This is a genomic window from Mesorhizobium sp. ES1-6 (assembly GCF_020164775.1).
Lineage (GTDB): Bacteria > Pseudomonadota > Alphaproteobacteria > Rhizobiales > Rhizobiaceae > Mesorhizobium.
Window position 1 is genome coordinate 406719 of sequence record NZ_JAIUGU010000003.1, and the last position, 15293, is coordinate 422011.

A 15293-nucleotide genomic window follows, 5' to 3' on the forward strand; every position below is an offset into this window, starting at 1 on the left:
TCTAAAGAACGCCTTAAGGACAAGCACGGAACGTAAGTGAAAACGTCGGACCTTTGCCACTTGCGCCACGGACTTCGGTCCCTAAAATTTTCGAGCGTATGCACCTCCTCTCGGATAGGCATGCTCGGCCGGTCGCCATTGCTCATTTTCGCCGGCGCAGAACCATTCCGGCATGATGCAGCACGTCTTCGATGAACTCTCCATCGGCGGTGAAGCCGGTGTCGTCCCAATAGTCGATGTGATTGCCCGTGACGAGGTAGCGCCCCTGATAGGCCTTTTCGCGCGTTCCCCTGGCCTCGACATAACGGCCGTTCGGCAGGAGCTGGTGGCGTATGTGGCCGTCTCCGGTCACCCAGAGGCCGGTGTATTCGTGAGTCTGGCTATTCATTGTCATGTCCTTTGCAATGGCAAATCCGGCTGATATCGCAACGAGCGATGCGGCCACGGCCAGCCCGCGCATCAGTGCGCCGCCCGTGTCGGACGCACGACGATCTCGTTGACATCGACGTCGTCGGGCTGCTCGATGGCGAAGCGTACCGCCCGGCCGATGGCATCCGGCTGAAGTGCTATGGCGCGATATGTCCTCATTGCATCGATGGCGGCGGGATCGGTAATCGTGCTGGCCAGCTCGCTTTCGACCACGCCGGGATGAATGCAAGTGACCCGAATATCGTCCCGCTCCTGCCGGAGGCCGTCGGAGATCGCCCGCACCGCATGTTTGGTGGCGCAATAGACGGCGGCCGTCGGCGAGACGGAGAGGGCGCCGATCGAGGCGATGTTGATGATGTGACCCGTTCCCCGCGCCGTCATTTGCGGTAGCACGGCGGCGATGCCATGCAGGACCCCCTTGATGTTGACCTCGACCATGCGGTCCCATTCGTCGACCTTCATCGATGCCATCAGCGACAGCGGCATGATGCCGGCATTGTTGACGATCACGTCGACCCGACCCCAGGCCTGGCGCGCGGCTTCCGCGAAGGCGGCGACATCGGCCCGGTCGGTCACGTCGAGCCTGTGCGCCATCGCCTCGCCGCCTTTCTCCCGGATCTCGCGCGCCAGAATTTCCAGCCTGTCGGTGCGGCGTGCACCCAGCATCAATCTGGCGCCGGCGGCGCCAAGTTCGCGGGCAATGCCGGCGCCGATGCCGCTGGAGGCTCCGGTGATGAGAACGACCTTGTCGAGGGACATCGCTAATCCTTTCGTCTTCCATGTGATCAAGATTGTCAGGAATGTATGTTCCGGCCATTGTCGCGATAAGGCGTCTAATTCTTGCTAATATGGAAAGTTCAGCTAACCAATTCGCACGACCTCAACATGCTTTCGGTGTTCGCGCTCGTCGCCGAGGAGCGGAGCTTCCGCGCGGCGGGCGAACGGCTGGGCGTTAGCCGGTCCGCCGTCAGCCAGACGATCCGGCGGCTGGAGGAGAGCCTCGGCATCGCACTGGTGCGGCGAACGACGCGCAGCGTCAGCCTGACCGAGGCCGGCGAGCAGTTGTATGAGGACGTGGCGCCGGCCATTGCCGGCTTGCGCTCGGCGCTCAGCCAGACCGAGCAGTGGCGCGACCGGCCGCGCGGGCTGTTGCGGCTGGCGGTGTCCTCGATCGCCGAACGGTTCCTGTCCGGGCCGTTTCTCGCCGGCTTCGCCCAGGCCAATCCGGAAATCCAGCTCGACATCACGGTGACCGACGAGGAGTTCGACATCGTCGCCGAGGGCTATGATGCCGGCGTCCGGCTGGGAGAGGTCATCGAACAGGACATGATCGCGGTGCCTGTCGCGGGTGACGAGCGGCAACTGACGGTCTGTTCCCCTGCCTATAGGGACCGTTCCGGCATTCCCTTGCATCCCGCCGGCCTTGCCGGACATCGCTGCATCGGCTGGCGACCTTCACCCAGGGCGGCTCCCTACTGCTGGGAATTCGCCGAGGATGGCAAGGAATTTCGCGTCACGGTCGCGCCGGAAATCACCACCAACGACATGGCGCTGATGATCAAGCTGGCGGTCGCCGGCGCCGGCATCACCTTCGGCATGGAAGAGAGTTTTCGTCCCTTCGTCGAGCGCGGGGAGCTGGTCGTGCTTCTGGAGGACTACAGCCCACGCTTCGCCGGATTCTATCTCTATTATCCAAGCCGACGGAACGCCGCGCCAAAGCTGCGCGCGCTGGTCGAGTACGTGAAGCAGTATAAGTGGCAAGATCGCCGTTAGTTCGGCTCCGTTGGCCAAAAACGCTTGTTCGCGAAGGCCTTGCCTGATCCGATTTCGAAATATCGCTCAAGCTGCCGCGTATTGGTCTACACCCGATTGCGGTTCCGGGTGGCGGAGAGGGAGGGATTCGAACCCCCGATGGGCTTGCACCCATGCCGCATTTCGAGTGCGGTGCATTCGACCACTCTGCCACCTCTCCGCGGTCATGGTCCGCCGTTGCCGGCGCGGCGCACTAGATAACGGCTGATGGGGCAGGTTACAAGGCCAAATCCGCCGGAAATTCAGCTTGCTGTCCCGGGCCTTGCCTGGATCGAGGTCACCCATCCCCGGCAGGCAACGACGACTGGTCCACCAAGGCAAGGAATCGGCCCGTTTGCCTTGACTCCCACTCAACCTTCGGTTAGGGACAGCGCGCAATCGGCGTGGAGGGTTCTTCCGCGCCGCTTGTTTTTTGAACCCGCAGACTGACAAAAAGACGGCCGAACCGCCAGAGGCGGTTCATCAAGGCCGACCGAACAGCGAAAGGCAAAAAATGTTCGCAGTCATTAAAACGGGCGGTAAGCAGTATCGCGTTGCCGCCAACGATCTCCTGAAGATCGAAAAAGTCGAAGCCAATGTCGGCGATATCGTCGAAATCGGCCACGTGCTCGCGCATGGCGAGGGCGAGAATGTCACGTTCGGCGCGCCGTTCGTCGATGGTGCTCTGGTCACCGCTGAAGTCGTCGAGCAGGGCAAGAACCGCACGGTCATCGCTTTCAAGAAGCGCCGCCGCCAGAATTCGCGCCGCAAGATCGGCCATCGCCAGTTGCTGACCACCGTGCGGATCTCCGAGATCCTGCTGGGTGGCGCCAAGCCCGCCAAGAAGGCCGCCGTGAAGGCGGAAGCCAAGGCAGAGGTCGCCGCCGACGCGGCGCCGAAGGAAGCCAAGGCCAAGAAGGACGCCCCCAAGGAAGAAGCGAAGGCCGAGGCCGTCGCCGCGCCGCTGTTCAAGGCGCCGAAGGGCGAGCCGGACGATTTGACCGTGATCAAGGGCATCGGCCCGGCCGCCGCCAAGGATCTCGCCGAGCAGGGCATCATCACCTTCGCGCAGCTCGCCAAGCTCAGCGACAAGGATGTCGTCAAGATCGACGAGCACATGCCGTTCAGCGCCGACCAGATCAAGGACTGGCGCGAACAGGCCAAGGAACTGGCGAAGAAGTAATTTTTCCGGCGGGACATCAGCCGGATCGGACTTGAAACGGAACGCGAACGCGTTCATAAGGCCTTTTAGGCGCCTTGCGGCGCAACGGAGTTAGTTAGATGGCACACAAGAAAGCTGGCGGCTCGTCGCGCAACGGTCGCGACTCGCATTCCAAGCGTCTGGGCGTGAAGAAGTTCGGCGGCGAAGCCGTCATCCCGGGCAACATCATCATTCGTCAACGCGGCACGACCTGGCATCCCGGCGTCAATGTCGGCATGGGCACGGACCATACCCTTTTCGCGCTCGAATCCGGCGCCGTGACGTTCAACAAAAAAGCCAACGGCCGAACCTACGTATCGGTCAACCCGATTGCCAAAGCCGCGGAGTAGCCGGTTCCGCACTAGAACACCGGCGCCCATCTCGGGAACCGGTGTCTGGAAGCCATAAGGTTTGGCAAAGCCAGGAAAAGGATCAGGGGAGATGGGTTTCCATCTCCCCTTTTTCTTGTGCCTGGAGGACTTTGAAATGGTTGCCGAAGCGGAAGACAGTGACGACGAAAGTTACGCGATAGACTGCCCGGTGCTGGTCACCGAGCGGCTGGTGATGCGCGCTCCCGATGAGCGGGATATCACGCAACTGGTCGAGCTTGCCGACAACCGCCACGTCGCCGAAATGCTGGCGCGCATGCCGCACCCCTATGGCGAGGCCGAGGGGCGTGCCTTCCTGGCCATGACCAAGTCGCGCCGCGCCGGCATCGCCTACGCGCTGACGCTGGCCGGCACCGACACCTTTGTCGGCTGCGCGGGCTTGAACACCACCGATCGCGGGCTGGAACTCGGCTACTGGATCGGCGAACCCCACTGGAAGCGCGGCTATGCGACCGAAGCCGCCCATGCGCTGGTCGACCTCGCCTTCCAGAAGACGTCGATCCAGGTGCTGCATGCCTCGACCCGGGTCATCAATCCGGCCTCGCGCCGGGTGATCCACAAGTGCGGCTTCCAGTATGCCGGCCAGGGCATGCTGAACTCCATCGTCGCAGGCCAGGTGCCGGTCGAGCGCTACCGGCTCGACAGGAAGACCTGGACCAGCCTGCGGAACTGGGTCCACTTCTAGGTGCGTCGATATTCAGGTGATGCCGGCCTGCGAATGGCGGCTTCCTGCGCTTCCGGTGCTCACGGACTTGATGTCCGCTCCGCTCCGGTTCTCGGAAGCCACCATTCTCGGCTCGGCCTGACCTGAATCTCGGCCCACCTAGGCGCTGGGCGTGAAACGGTAATCAGATTCGGGCTGGATCTATGGTCAGCCCAGTTCGACCCACACGGGCAGGTGGTCCGAACCGGTTGCCTTCCGGTCGACCCACAGGCGCTTCAGCGAGCGGGCAAGCGAGGCGCTGGTGAAGACGTAGTCGATGCGCTTGTGGCGGCTGGCGTTGGTGGGGTCCTTGGGGTCGACCAAGCTGACGAGATCGTCGCCGGCGACATTGAGGCGCACGGCGGCGTCGACGGCGAAGTCGGCGGTCAGCGGCATGCCGAATTCATGGTCCGGCCGGCCGGCAAGTTCGACATATTCGGGCGAGCCGGCCAGCATGTTGAAATCGCCCATGCCGACAAAGGCTTCCGGATGCGGCAGTTCCGGCAGGCCGATCTCGGCGACGCCGGAGAGCGCACCGCCTTCGAGCGCGTAATTCAACAGGCGCTGGCGCAGGAACTGGATCTGGCTGGCGCGCTCAACCGGGCTGCGGTGATCGAGATGGATGGAATAGAAGCGGATGAAACCAAGCGGCGTCTCGATAAGCGCTTCCAGCGCGCCGCGCTGGAAGTTCATCATCTCGAAGCTGCGGCTGCGCGGCAGAAGCAGGTTGCGCGACAGATGAATGGGCGTCTTCGACAAGACCATGTTGCCGAGCTGGAAGGTCGTGGTGATGGCGCGACCGTCCTCGATGCGCGAGCCGATATTGGCCTCGAAATTGCTGCCATAGACGGCGAAATAATCGGGCAGCGCCTCGCCGATCTCGGCGACCATGTCGCGGCTGCCATTCCTGGGATTGTTGCGGGTGACCTCCTGCAGGGCGATCACATCGGCGCCGCGCACGGCGTCGGCAATACGCCCGACATCGTAGCGTCCATCGAGGCCGATGCCGTATTGAATGTTGTAGGTTACAAGCTTCATGCAGCAGTCTTTCCGATCAACCCACGCGGCCATCGTCATAAAACGGCCTCGCCCTTGGCCGCGCCTTGGTTTAGAGCAAGGCCCAAGGTTTAGAGCAATGCCGCAAGGCCAATAAAAGAAACTGCGATCCAATGAAATTTCTCGATCAAGCCAAGGTCTATGTCCGCTCCGGCGACGGCGGCGCCGGTTCGGTGTCGTTCCGGCGCGAAAAATTCATCGAGTTCGGCGGGCCGGATGGCGGCGATGGCGGCCGTGGCGGCGATGTCTGGCTGGAAGCGGTCAACGGGCTGAACACGCTGATCGACTATCGCTACCAGCAGCATTTCAAGGCCAAGACCGGCGTCCATGGCATGGGCCGCAACATGACCGGCGCCAAGGGCGCCGACGTCACGCTGAAAGTGCCGGCCGGAACGCAGGTGTTCGAGGAAGACAATGAAACGATGATCTGCGACATGACCGTGGTCGGCCAGCGGTTTCTGCTGGCCAAGGGCGGCAATGGCGGCTTCGGCAACCAGCATTTCAAGACCTCGACCAACCAGGCGCCGCGCCGCGCCAATCCGGGTCAACCCGGCGAGGAGCTCAACATCTGGCTCAGGCTGAAGCTGATCGCCGATGCCGGGCTGGTCGGGCTGCCCAATGCCGGCAAATCGACCTTTCTCGCCGCCGTCACCGCCGCAAAGCCGAAGATCGCCGACTATCCCTTCACCACGCTGCATCCAGGCTTGGGAGTCGCGCGCATCGATGCGCGCGAGTTCGTCATCGCCGACATTCCCGGCCTTATCGAAGGCGCGCATGAAGGCGTCGGCATCGGCGACCGCTTCCTTGGCCATGTCGAGCGCACGCGTGTGCTGCTGCATCTGGTTTCGGCGCAGGAGGAAAATCCCGGCAAGGCCTACAAGACCGTGCGCGGCGAACTCGAAGCCTATGGCCACGGCCTGACCGACAAGGCCGAGATCCTGGCGCTTTCCCAGGTCGATACGCTCGACGCCGACGCACGCAAGAAAAAGGTCGCTTCGCTCAAACGCGCCGCGGGGCGTGCGCCGATGCTGCTGTCGGCCGTCACCGGCGAGGGCGTCGAGGCGGTGCAGCGCGCGCTGATGGCGGTGATCGCCGAAGCCCGCGCGCAAATTGCCGCCCCGGTCGAGACGCGCTGGGAAAAGTAGCCATGCAGTCGCTCAGGAAATACCGGCGCATCACCGTCAAGATCGGCTCGGCGCTGCTCGTCGACCGCACGAGCGGCCTGAAGCGCGACTGGCTCGCCTCGCTCGCCGACGATATCGCCGTGCTTGCCAATGGCGGTGCCGAGATCCTCGTCGTGTCGTCGGGCGCCATCGCGCTTGGCCGTACCATTCTGGGCCTCGGCAAGAGGGCGTTGAAGCTCGAGGAAAGCCAGGCAGCGGCCGCCGTCGGCCAGATTGCGCTGGCCGGCGCCTGGTCGGACGCACTCGGCAACGGTGCCCTGAAGTCGGGCCAGATCCTTTTGACGCTCGGCGACACCGAGGAGCGCCGCCGCTACCTTAACGCGCGCGCGACGATCTCGACGCTGCTCAAGATGAAGGCGGTGCCGGTCATCAACGAGAACGACACGGTAGCGACCTCCGAAATCCGCTATGGCGACAACGACCGGCTGGCCGCGCGGGTGGCGACGATGATGGGCGCCGACCTCCTGGTGCTGCTGTCCGACATTGACGGGCTCTACACCGCGCCGCCGGCGCGCGATCCGCAGGCGAAATTCATTCCGGTGGTCGACCGCATCACGCCTGACATCGAGGCGATGGCGGGTGCGGCTGCTTCCGAGCTGTCGCGCGGCGGGATGCGGACAAAACTCGATGCCGGCAAGATCGCCAATGCAGCGGGCACCGCTATGATCATCACGTCGGGCACTAGGCTGTCGCCGCTGATGGCGATCGAGCGCGGCGAGCGCGCGACGTTCTTCAAGCCCAGCGCCAATCCGGTCAAGGGCTACAAGACCTGGATCGCCGGCCAGCTCGAACCGGCCGGGCGGCTGACCGTCGATGTCGGCGCCATCGGCGCGCTCTTGTCGGGCAAATCGCTGCTGCCGGCCGGCGTCAAACTGGTCAGCGGCAATTTCTCGCGCGGCGACACGGTGGCGATCCTGTCGCCCGAGGGCCGCGAGATCGCGCGCGGGCTGGTTGCCTATGATGCCGCCGATGCGGTCAGGATCGCAGGCCTGAAGACGGCCGAGATCGAAACGGTGCTCGGTTACGAGGCGCGTTCGGCGATGATCCACCGCGACGATCTTGTGGTGAGCGGCGCGGCCGGCTGAGGCAAGGCTCCAGACGCGTTACTTGTCAGGGCTGGGCGGCCATTTGGGCGGATTGCGGTACCTTTCCTCAACGTCGCGTTGAGTTTTCAGCAACTCGCTGCAGCCTCCCATCTCGGCTTCGATACCCGCCTTGGCTCGTCGGTCGACCTCGATTTGAGAAATGTTGTCGTCGCCGGCGACGACATCGCGAATAAGCTCGTCGGTTGTCGTTATTTTCGCAGTTGTACCGTCCTTCGTCCTCTTTTCTATTTCCGCCTCAAGCCGCGCGCGCGGCCCGCATCCATGAAACTCCTCGACAACCACCGCGATCCGAGAGGGCGGTGTCGCCGGCGCGCCGCAATAGCGTTCAGCAAAAGCCAGTTGCACCATCAAGCTGTACATAACCATAGCCTTGCCGTCCGGGCTCTCGCCGGGTTCGATCTTGTCATCACAGTAATCGGCGGCGCGGAGGCCGGTGGGCGCCAGCATAGTGGCCAATGTAAAGAGGACTACGGCGCTCTTCATGCTGCCTCCCAAATTCGCAGCCATTGCCGCGAGGGCCAGCCGCGTGTAAATCCACCAAGCTTCACCGGAGCGGTCAGATGTTGAACAAACACCAAGGCGAAGATGTAGTCAGTTTGATGGCACGGGCAGGTCGCAAGGCCCGCGCTGCCGCTCGACCGCTGGCCATCGCCACCACCGCCGCCAAGAATGCCGCGCTCGTTGCCATGGCCGACGCGATCATTTCACGTGAGCAGGAGATTCTCGACGCCAACGCCATCGATGTCTCGAATGGCCACGAATCCGGCTTGTCCGGCTCCTTCATGGACCGGCTGAAGCTCGATCCGGCGCGCATTCGTGCCATGGCGGACGGCATTCGCGAGATCGCCGAACTCAAGGATCCGGTCGGCGACGTGATCGCCGCGTGGCAGCGGCCGAACGGCCTGCAGATCGAGCGCGTGCGTACGCCGCTCGGCGTTGTCGGCGTCATCTATGAGAGTCGCCCCAATGTGACGGCGGATGCCGGCGCGCTCTGCCTCAAGGCCGGCAATCCGGTGATCCTGCGCGGCGGCTCGGATTCGCTCAATTCGTCCGCCGCCATCCATGCATGCCTGGTCGAGGGGCTGAAGGCGGCCGGTCTGCCCGAGGATGCCATCCAGCTGGTGCCGACCACCGACCGCGCCGCGGTCGGCGAAATGCTCAAAGGGCTGGGCGGCAATCTCGACGTGATCATTCCGCGTGGCGGCAAAAGCCTCGTCGGGCGGGTGCAGAGCGAGGCGCACGTGCCGGTCTTCGCCCACCTCGAAGGCATCTGCCACCTCTACATCGACCGATCCGCCGACCTCGACATGGCGGTCAGGATCGCTGTCAACGCCAAGATGCGGCGCACCGGCGTCTGCGGCGCGGCCGAAACGCTGCTGGTCGACCGCGCCGTGGCATCAAGCCATCTGGTGCCGATCCTCGATGCCTTGCGCGCCGCCGGCTGTGAAATCCATGCCGATGCCGAGGTACTGAAGCTGTTCTTCGACGCCAAACCGGCTGATGATGCCGACTGGGTGACGGAATATCTCGACGCCATCCTCGCGGTGAAGCTGGTCGACGGCATCAGTGGCGCGATCGAGCACATCGAAACCTTCTCCTCGCATCACACCGAGGCGATCATCGCCGAGGATGCGGCGGCGGTGGAGCGCTTCTTCAACGAGATCGATTCGGCGATCCTGCTGCACAATGCCTCGACGCAGTTCGCCGATGGCGGCGAGTTCGGCATGGGCGCCGAGATCGGCATCGCCACCGGCAAGATGCATGCACGCGGGCCGGTCGGCGTCGAGCAACTGACCTCGTTCAAATACCGTGTGCGCGGGTCGGGACAGGTGAGGCCTTGACGCTTTTCGTCGCCAGAGCCTGAAGCGATGCTGGCTTCTTCCGAACCGGCGGTGCCCTCCAGCTATCTGAAGATGCCGCATGCCGAGAAGGGGCTGGCGGTCGGCCTGTTCGGCGGTTCGTTCAACCCACCGCATGCCGGTCACGCGCTGGTCGCCGAGATCGCGCTCAGGCGCCTGGCGCTCGACCAGCTGTGGTGGATGGTGACGCCGGGCAATCCCCTGAAGAGCACGCGCGAGCTGGCGCCGCTCGCCGAGCGCATCATGCTTTCCGAGAAGATCGCCAAGAACCCGAAGATCAAGGTCACCGCCTTCGAGGCGGCGCATCATGTGCGCTACACCGCCGACACGCTGGCGCTGGTCAAGGCGCGCAATCCCGGCGTCGAGTTCGTCTGGATCATGGGCGCGGATAGTTTGCGGGACTTCCATCGCTGGCAGCGCTGGCGCGAGATCGTGCTGACCTTTCCGATCGCGGTCATCGATCGTCCGGGCGCCACGCTGTCCTTCCTGTCGTCGGTCGTCGCCAAGACCTTCGACTATGCCCGCATCGACGAGGGCGACGCGCCGCTTCTCGCCCGTATGAAGGCGCCGGCCTGGACCTTCATTCACGGTCCACGTTCGTCCCTGTCGTCGAGCGCGATCCGCAAGATGGCGAGGGAATAAGGGCTCTTCGCGGCAGGAGGAGCCAGTATTTCGGGCGCGCGACATGTCGTTTTTACAGCGGTGTTCGCCCCGCCAATCAGCGATGCTCGCGGACATGGCAATTCAAACCAAGACCCAACCCGCAATCGATCCGGAACAGGGCAGTGCTCCCGCGCCGCTGATCGCCATTGCCAGCGTCATCGTATCCATGGCGCTGATCGCCATCGGCAACGGGTTGATGTTCGCCTACATCCCCGTCCGGCTCGGCGTCGAGGGCTTCGATCCGACCTGGGCAGGGCTGATCGTCACCGGGCTGTCGGCCGGCGGCCTTGCCGGCTGCATCCTGACCGGGCCGCTGGTGCGCAGGGTCGGCCATGCCCGCGCCTTCATGGTGCTGTCGGCGCTGATCGCGCTGTCCAATGCCGCCATCGGCGCCGGGCCGCACCCGCTGCTGTGGATCGCGGCGCGCGCGCTTTACGGCTTTGCCATATGCGGCCTGTTCATCGTCGCGCAGAGCTGGCTCAACGACGCGCTGCCGAACGCCATACGCGGCCGGGTGATGGCGGTGTTCTATGTCGCCTACATCGCGGGCCTGGGTGTGGGCTATGCGACGCTGGCCGTCATCGACATCCACACGGCCGCCGCGTCGCTGATCGGCATCACCTTTACCGCCCTGTCGATCCTGCCCGTCGGTATGACGCGCCTTGCACAGCCGCCGGCGCCGCAGGCGGCTTCGGTGGCGCTGCGCCAGGCCTGGCGGATTTCGCCGGTCGGCGTCGCCGGCATGCTCGCGGTCGGCGGCCTGTCGATGATCATTTCCGGCTTCGCGCCCATCCACGCCACGGCCAAGGGCTACAGCCAGGGCGATGTCGCGCTGCTGCTGTCGGCCATGCCGGTCGGCACGCTGATCCTGCAGATACCGCTCGGCTGGCTCTCCGACCGCACCGACCGGCGTTACGTGCTTGCGGGTGCGGCGGCATTGGCGGTCGTCGCCAGCGTGCTCGCCATCACCTTCGACGGCGGCGCGCTGATGGCGCTGGTGGTGATCTACCTGATCTGGGACGGGGCGGCGGAATCGATCTATGCGCTGTCCAGCGCGCATGCCGCCGACCGCGCCAGGAAGGACGAACTGCTCGCTCTGTCGAGCTCGATGCTGTTTGCCTGGTCGCTGGCCGGCTTCGTGGTGCCGGGCATCGTCACGGCGCTATCGGCGGTTTTCGGCACCGCGACCTTCATCTATGTCGGCATCGTCATCGCCTCGGCGTTCTGCCTGTTCGTGCTGTGGCGGGTGATCGCGGTGCGACCCGTTCCGGCGGCCGCCACGGGCAGTTTCGCGCCGATGTCGGCGCAAGCACCCTTGCCGGTGGAACTCGCTTTCGCGCCGGAGGAAGAGGTCCGCCGCAGGGGCGACTGATTATTGCTTGCGCGCCTCGGGCGGCGCCGCTTGCGGAGGCGGCAGCGGGATCGAAATCCCTTCGCTGTCGAAGGCCTGCTTGGCGCGTTTCGTCATGTCGATCTGGGTGGCGAAATAGTCCGCCGCCGCCGTCCAGTAGCGCAAGGTGAGCGAAACGGTGGTGTCGCCGAGCCCGGCCACGAAGGCGATCGGCGCCGGTTCGCGGCGAATGCGCTTCTCGGCGCCGGCAATGGCAAGCAATGTCTTCTGCGCCCCGTCTATGTCGTTCCAGGAGCCGATGCTCAGCGTGATGTCGGTGCGGCGCACGCCGTTGCGGGTGAAATTGCGCACCGGCTGGTTCCACAGCGTCGAATTGGGCGCCAGTATGTAAACGCCGTCGGCGGTCCTAAGCTTGGTGGCGAAGAGGCCGATTTCCTCGATCGAACCTGATATGGAGCCGACCTCGACGGATTCACCGATGCGGAACGGCCGCAGCGCCAGAAGCATGATGCCGGCCGCGATGTTCTGCAATGTGCCTTGCAGCGCCAGACCGATGGCGAGGCCAATGGCGCCGATCGCGGCGATGATCGATGCGGTCTGCACGCCGAACTGACCGAGCACCATGATGACGACAAGGATCAGGATCGCATAGCGAACGATCTTGGAAAAGAAATGCCGCAGCGTCGCGTCGAAGCCGTGGATGTGGCCGAGGCCAGCCGAGATCGAGCGCTCGGCAAGGTTGGCGACGATATAGCCGACCACCAGGAGGATGACGGCACCGATGGCGGAGAAGGAATAGGAGACGATCAGCGTACTGAGCTGCGCGAGGCCGGCCTGGACGGTGAGAAGGGTGTTTTGCGGGTCGATCGGCATGGCGGGATTCCGGTTGGTCGGTCAGCCGACAACCCCTCCAGCACGCCTGGGTTCCGATGTTTTTGCGTGTCGCGTGGAACAATATCCCAGTCGGCGAGTTCGCGTGAGTAGGGGCTCCGTCTTGAAACTGCAACGGAACTCTGCCTATCTAAGAGGTGTCACCCGCTTTTAGGGGTGATTTGGTTGTTCTTGCTGCGAAAGGAAATACACTGAGAACAGCACTGCGGAAGAGGGCCGATATCGTGCCTTCGCCGGCCAGGATCAGCGTAGACGACGCCGTGTCCCGCGCCATCAAGACAGTCCTTGTCAGTCTGGAAGACTCCAAGGCCGAAAATATTGTCTCAATCGACATTCAGGGGAAATCGAGCCTCGGCGACTACATGGTCGTCGCGTCGGGCCGATCGCACCGTCATGTCGCGGCTGTCGCCGATCATCTCCTCAAGGCGCTCAAGGATGCCGGCCTCGGCACAGCGCGCGTCGAGGGATTGTCCGGCGCCGACTGGGTCCTGATCGATTCTGGCGATATCATCGTCCACGTCTTCCGCCCCGAAGTCCGCGAATTCTACAATCTCGAAAAGATGTGGCAGGCGCCGGATCTCGAGGAAGAGACCCTCCACTAAGCCGCCCGGGTCGTCGCCCAAATCGGATTTCACCTTTGGGTGACAGGCACGAACGGCTTATAGAGGCGGGATGAAGATTTCAGTTCATGCCGTGGGCCGAATGAAAGCCGGCCCCGAGCGGGAGTTGGCCGACCGCTATTTCGAGCGCTTCGCCAAGAGCGGACCCGGCGTGGGCCTTGAATTCGCCGGGATCACCGAGATCGCCGAGGGCCGCGCGCAGAGCGCCAGCGAGCGCCAGCGCGACGAAGGCTCGCGGCTGCAGGCTCAGTTGCAGCCAGGCACGGCCCTCATCCTGCTCGACGAGCGCGGCAAGAGCCTGTCCTCAGCGGATTTCGCCGGCCGTATCGGCCAGTTGCGCGATGGCGGACGCAAAGCGCTGGTGCTCGCCATAGGCGGCGCCGACGGCCATGATCCATCGCTACGTGACCAGGCGGAGCTGGTGATGTCGTTCGGGGCGCTCACCTGGCCGCATCAACTGGTGCGCGTCATGCTGGGGGAGCAGCTCTACAGGGTCGCGACGATCCTGTCCGGCCATCCCTACCACAGGTCGTGAAAGCGGCCTGGTCGCGCAGAATTTAGCCCCAATGCCGCGCAAGATTACCGTGGGTTGGTTTTCCTTGCATGTCGTTATTCGCGCGGTTGGGGCGACGCGCGTTAACATGGTTGATGATTCGTTAACGAAGCCGCGGATAGAGTCCACAGTGCATGGCTGATGGCTGGAAATCGACGAGGGGCTCATTGATAGGGGGCTCATGGCGCGCGCGCTGCGGTATCGCGGCTGCGATCGTCCTGTCGTTTCATGCGGCGCGGGCCGAAAACACCCTCGACATGGCGCCCGATCCGGACCAGAGCCGCGCCGAATACGAGCAGGTTTCCAAGGAAATCACGCTGTCGTCTGAAAGGCTGGCGCAGCTCGCCGCCGACATTGCCGCCGTCAAGAAGGACCACGCCTCGATCACCGCCGCCCTGATCCAGTCGGCGATGACCGAGCAGAAGCTTGGCCAGGACATCGAGGACATTGGCGCCAAGCTGGAAGGGCTGAAGGGCCAGCAGCAGAAGATCCGCGCTTCGCTGATGGCGCGGCGCGACGTGCTGGCCGAAGTGCTGGGCGCCCTCCAGCGCATGGGACTCAACCCGCCGCCGGCGATCCTGGTCAAGCCGGAGGACGCGCTGTCGTCGGTGCGCAGCGCCATTCTGCTCGGCGCCGTGGTGCCGGAACTGCGCCAGCAGACCGACGCGCTGCTGACCGACCTCAAGGAACAGACTCGGGTGACGGCCTCGATCGAAGCCGAACGGGCGCGGCTGACGGCGGCGGTCGGCGAGCAGGCGGCGGAGAAGAAACGGCTCGGCATGCTGCTCGAAGCCAAGCAGAAGCTCGAGGCCGACACGAAGGCGCAAATGGCGGCCGAACAGCAGCGTTCCGAGCAATTGGCGGCCAAGGCCAGCAGCCTGAAGGACCTCATCGCGTCGCTCGAAGCGCAGGCCGACAAGACCCGCAAGGCCGCCGATGCCGCCAAGGCCGCCGCTGCCGGTCAGGCGGGTAGCGCCGAGTCCGATGGCACGGCGCCGAGTGGCGACCAGACGGCGTCGCTACAGGTTCCCGAGGGCAACAGATTGACCGCGGCAGCACCTTTCTCGGCGCTGCAGGGACAGATCGCCCTGCCGGTCACAGGCCGCATCAAACGCCGGTTTGGCGCCGACGACGGTAACGGCGCCTTGATGCTTGGGGACATGGTTGCGACACAATCGGGAGCCATCGTCACCGCGCCGGCGGATGGGAATGTGCTTTATGCGGGGCCGTTTCGCTCCTATGGTCAACTCTTGATCCTCAATGCCGGCGACGGTTATCATGTCGTCTTGGCTGGGATGAGCAGAATCAGCGTCGTGACTGGCCAGTCGGTGCTCGCAGGAGAGCCGGTCGGCGCGATGGGAGAAGCCCGGGTGGCAAGCACCTCGGTTTCGAAGAATGGAAATGCCACGCCGGAACTCTATGTCGAGTTCCGCAAGGATGGAAAACCCGTCGATCCGGCCCCATGGTGGGCGGACCGTTTTTCTGGAAGGACGTGAA

The 15293-nt window shown here is 64.1% G+C and carries 17 protein-coding genes and 1 tRNA gene; 12 read left to right on the plus strand and 6 right to left on the minus strand.

Going from position 1 to position 15293, the window contains the following annotated elements:
• Positions 1-142: 142 nt before the first annotated feature.
• Positions 143-460: an Atu4866 domain-containing protein gene (locus LB564_RS10765; RefSeq protein ID WP_224537435.1), complete on the minus strand. Its 318-nt coding sequence runs from the start codon at positions 458-460 to the stop codon at positions 143-145.
• The gene (locus LB564_RS10770; protein ID WP_224537437.1) at positions 460-1188 is read right to left on the minus strand and encodes an SDR family oxidoreductase; all 729 of its coding nucleotides are present in this window, start codon (positions 1186-1188) and stop codon (positions 460-462) included. The genes LB564_RS10765 and LB564_RS10770 overlap by 1 nt, the downstream gene beginning before the upstream one ends.
• Positions 1189-1314: 126 nt before the next feature.
• On the opposite strand from LB564_RS10770, the gene LB564_RS10775 reads away from it, so the two are divergent.
• Entirely contained in the window at positions 1315-2202 is an 888-nt protein-coding gene (locus LB564_RS10775) for a LysR family transcriptional regulator (RefSeq protein ID WP_224537440.1), read from the plus strand.
• Between the two features lie 109 nt (positions 2203-2311).
• Here LB564_RS10775 and LB564_RS10780 read toward each other — a convergent pair.
• Positions 2312-2401, minus strand: a tRNA-Ser gene (locus tag LB564_RS10780).
• A gap of 333 nt (positions 2402-2734) precedes the next feature.
• Between LB564_RS10780 and LB564_RS10785 the strand changes: the two genes are divergently transcribed.
• From LB564_RS10785 to LB564_RS10795, 3 genes are all read left to right on the plus strand, one after another.
• A complete protein-coding gene (locus LB564_RS10785) occupies positions 2735-3403 on the plus strand; it encodes a 50S ribosomal protein L21 (RefSeq protein WP_224537442.1) in 669 nt (222 codons plus the stop codon).
• A gap of 98 nt (positions 3404-3501) precedes the next feature.
• Positions 3502-3771 carry a 50S ribosomal protein L27 gene (gene rpmA, locus LB564_RS10790; RefSeq protein WP_095771984.1) on the plus strand — a complete coding sequence of 90 codons (270 nt, stop codon included), beginning with the start codon at positions 3502-3504 and terminating at the stop codon, positions 3769-3771.
• Between the two features lie 136 nt (positions 3772-3907).
• Positions 3908-4495 carry a GNAT family N-acetyltransferase gene (locus LB564_RS10795; RefSeq protein ID WP_181173572.1) on the plus strand — a complete coding sequence of 196 codons (588 nt, stop codon included), beginning with the start codon at positions 3908-3910 and terminating at the stop codon, positions 4493-4495.
• Positions 4496-4681: 186 nt separating this feature from the next.
• On the opposite strand, the gene LB564_RS10800 is transcribed toward LB564_RS10795, so the two are convergent.
• A complete protein-coding gene (locus LB564_RS10800) occupies positions 4682-5551 on the minus strand; it encodes an endonuclease/exonuclease/phosphatase family protein (RefSeq protein ID WP_224537444.1) in 870 nt (289 codons plus the stop codon).
• A gap of 131 nt (positions 5552-5682) precedes the next feature.
• On the opposite strand from LB564_RS10800, the gene obgE reads away from it, so the two are divergent.
• Both obgE and proB read left to right on the plus strand, forming a co-directional pair.
• On the plus strand, positions 5683-6714 hold the full coding sequence (gene obgE, locus LB564_RS10805; RefSeq protein WP_140702511.1) for a GTPase ObgE: 1032 nt from the start codon (positions 5683-5685) through the stop codon (positions 6712-6714).
• A 2-nt stretch (positions 6715-6716) separates the two neighbouring features.
• The gene (gene proB / locus LB564_RS10810) at positions 6717-7838 is read left to right on the plus strand and encodes a glutamate 5-kinase (protein WP_224537446.1); all 1122 of its coding nucleotides are present in this window, start codon (positions 6717-6719) and stop codon (positions 7836-7838) included.
• 18 nt (positions 7839-7856) lie between these two features.
• Here the strand turns inward: proB and LB564_RS10815 are convergent, their stop codons facing one another.
• Positions 7857-8342 carry a hypothetical protein gene (locus LB564_RS10815; RefSeq protein ID WP_224537449.1) on the minus strand — a complete coding sequence of 162 codons (486 nt, stop codon included), beginning with the start codon at positions 8340-8342 and terminating at the stop codon, positions 7857-7859.
• 77 nt (positions 8343-8419) lie between these two features.
• Between LB564_RS10815 and LB564_RS10820 the strand changes: the two genes are divergently transcribed.
• The 3 genes from LB564_RS10820 to LB564_RS10830 all read left to right on the plus strand — a co-directional run bounded on the left by LB564_RS10820 (position 8420) and on the right by LB564_RS10830 (position 11753).
• Positions 8420-9700: a glutamate-5-semialdehyde dehydrogenase gene (locus tag LB564_RS10820; protein WP_224537452.1), complete on the plus strand. Its 1281-nt coding sequence runs from the start codon at positions 8420-8422 to the stop codon at positions 9698-9700.
• 72 nt (positions 9701-9772) lie between these two features.
• Positions 9773-10360: a nicotinate-nucleotide adenylyltransferase gene (locus LB564_RS10825; protein WP_140703873.1), complete on the plus strand. Its 588-nt coding sequence runs from the start codon at positions 9773-9775 to the stop codon at positions 10358-10360.
• Positions 10361-10454: 94 nt separating this feature from the next.
• Positions 10455-11753, plus strand: coding sequence for an MFS transporter (locus LB564_RS10830; RefSeq protein WP_140702503.1), 1299 nt, complete (start codon positions 10455-10457; stop codon positions 11751-11753).
• Here the strand turns inward: LB564_RS10830 and LB564_RS10835 are convergent, their stop codons facing one another.
• Complete coding sequence (locus LB564_RS10835; protein WP_224537456.1) at positions 11754-12605, minus strand: mechanosensitive ion channel family protein; 852 nt, start codon at positions 12603-12605, stop codon at positions 11754-11756.
• A 239-nt stretch (positions 12606-12844) separates the two neighbouring features.
• Between LB564_RS10835 and rsfS the strand changes: the two genes are divergently transcribed.
• From rsfS to LB564_RS10850, 3 genes are all read left to right on the plus strand, one after another.
• The gene (rsfS, locus tag LB564_RS10840; protein ID WP_411910148.1) at positions 12845-13225 is read left to right on the plus strand and encodes a ribosome silencing factor; all 381 of its coding nucleotides are present in this window, start codon (positions 12845-12847) and stop codon (positions 13223-13225) included.
• 70 nt (positions 13226-13295) lie between these two features.
• On the plus strand, positions 13296-13778 hold the full coding sequence (gene rlmH / locus LB564_RS10845; protein WP_140702497.1) for a 23S rRNA (pseudouridine(1915)-N(3))-methyltransferase RlmH: 483 nt from the start codon (positions 13296-13298) through the stop codon (positions 13776-13778).
• A gap of 152 nt (positions 13779-13930) precedes the next feature.
• Positions 13931-15292 (plus strand): murein hydrolase activator EnvC family protein, encoded by a 1362-nt coding sequence (locus LB564_RS10850; RefSeq protein WP_224537459.1) that lies wholly within the window; start codon positions 13931-13933, stop codon positions 15290-15292.
• Position 15293: the final 1 nt, after the last annotated feature.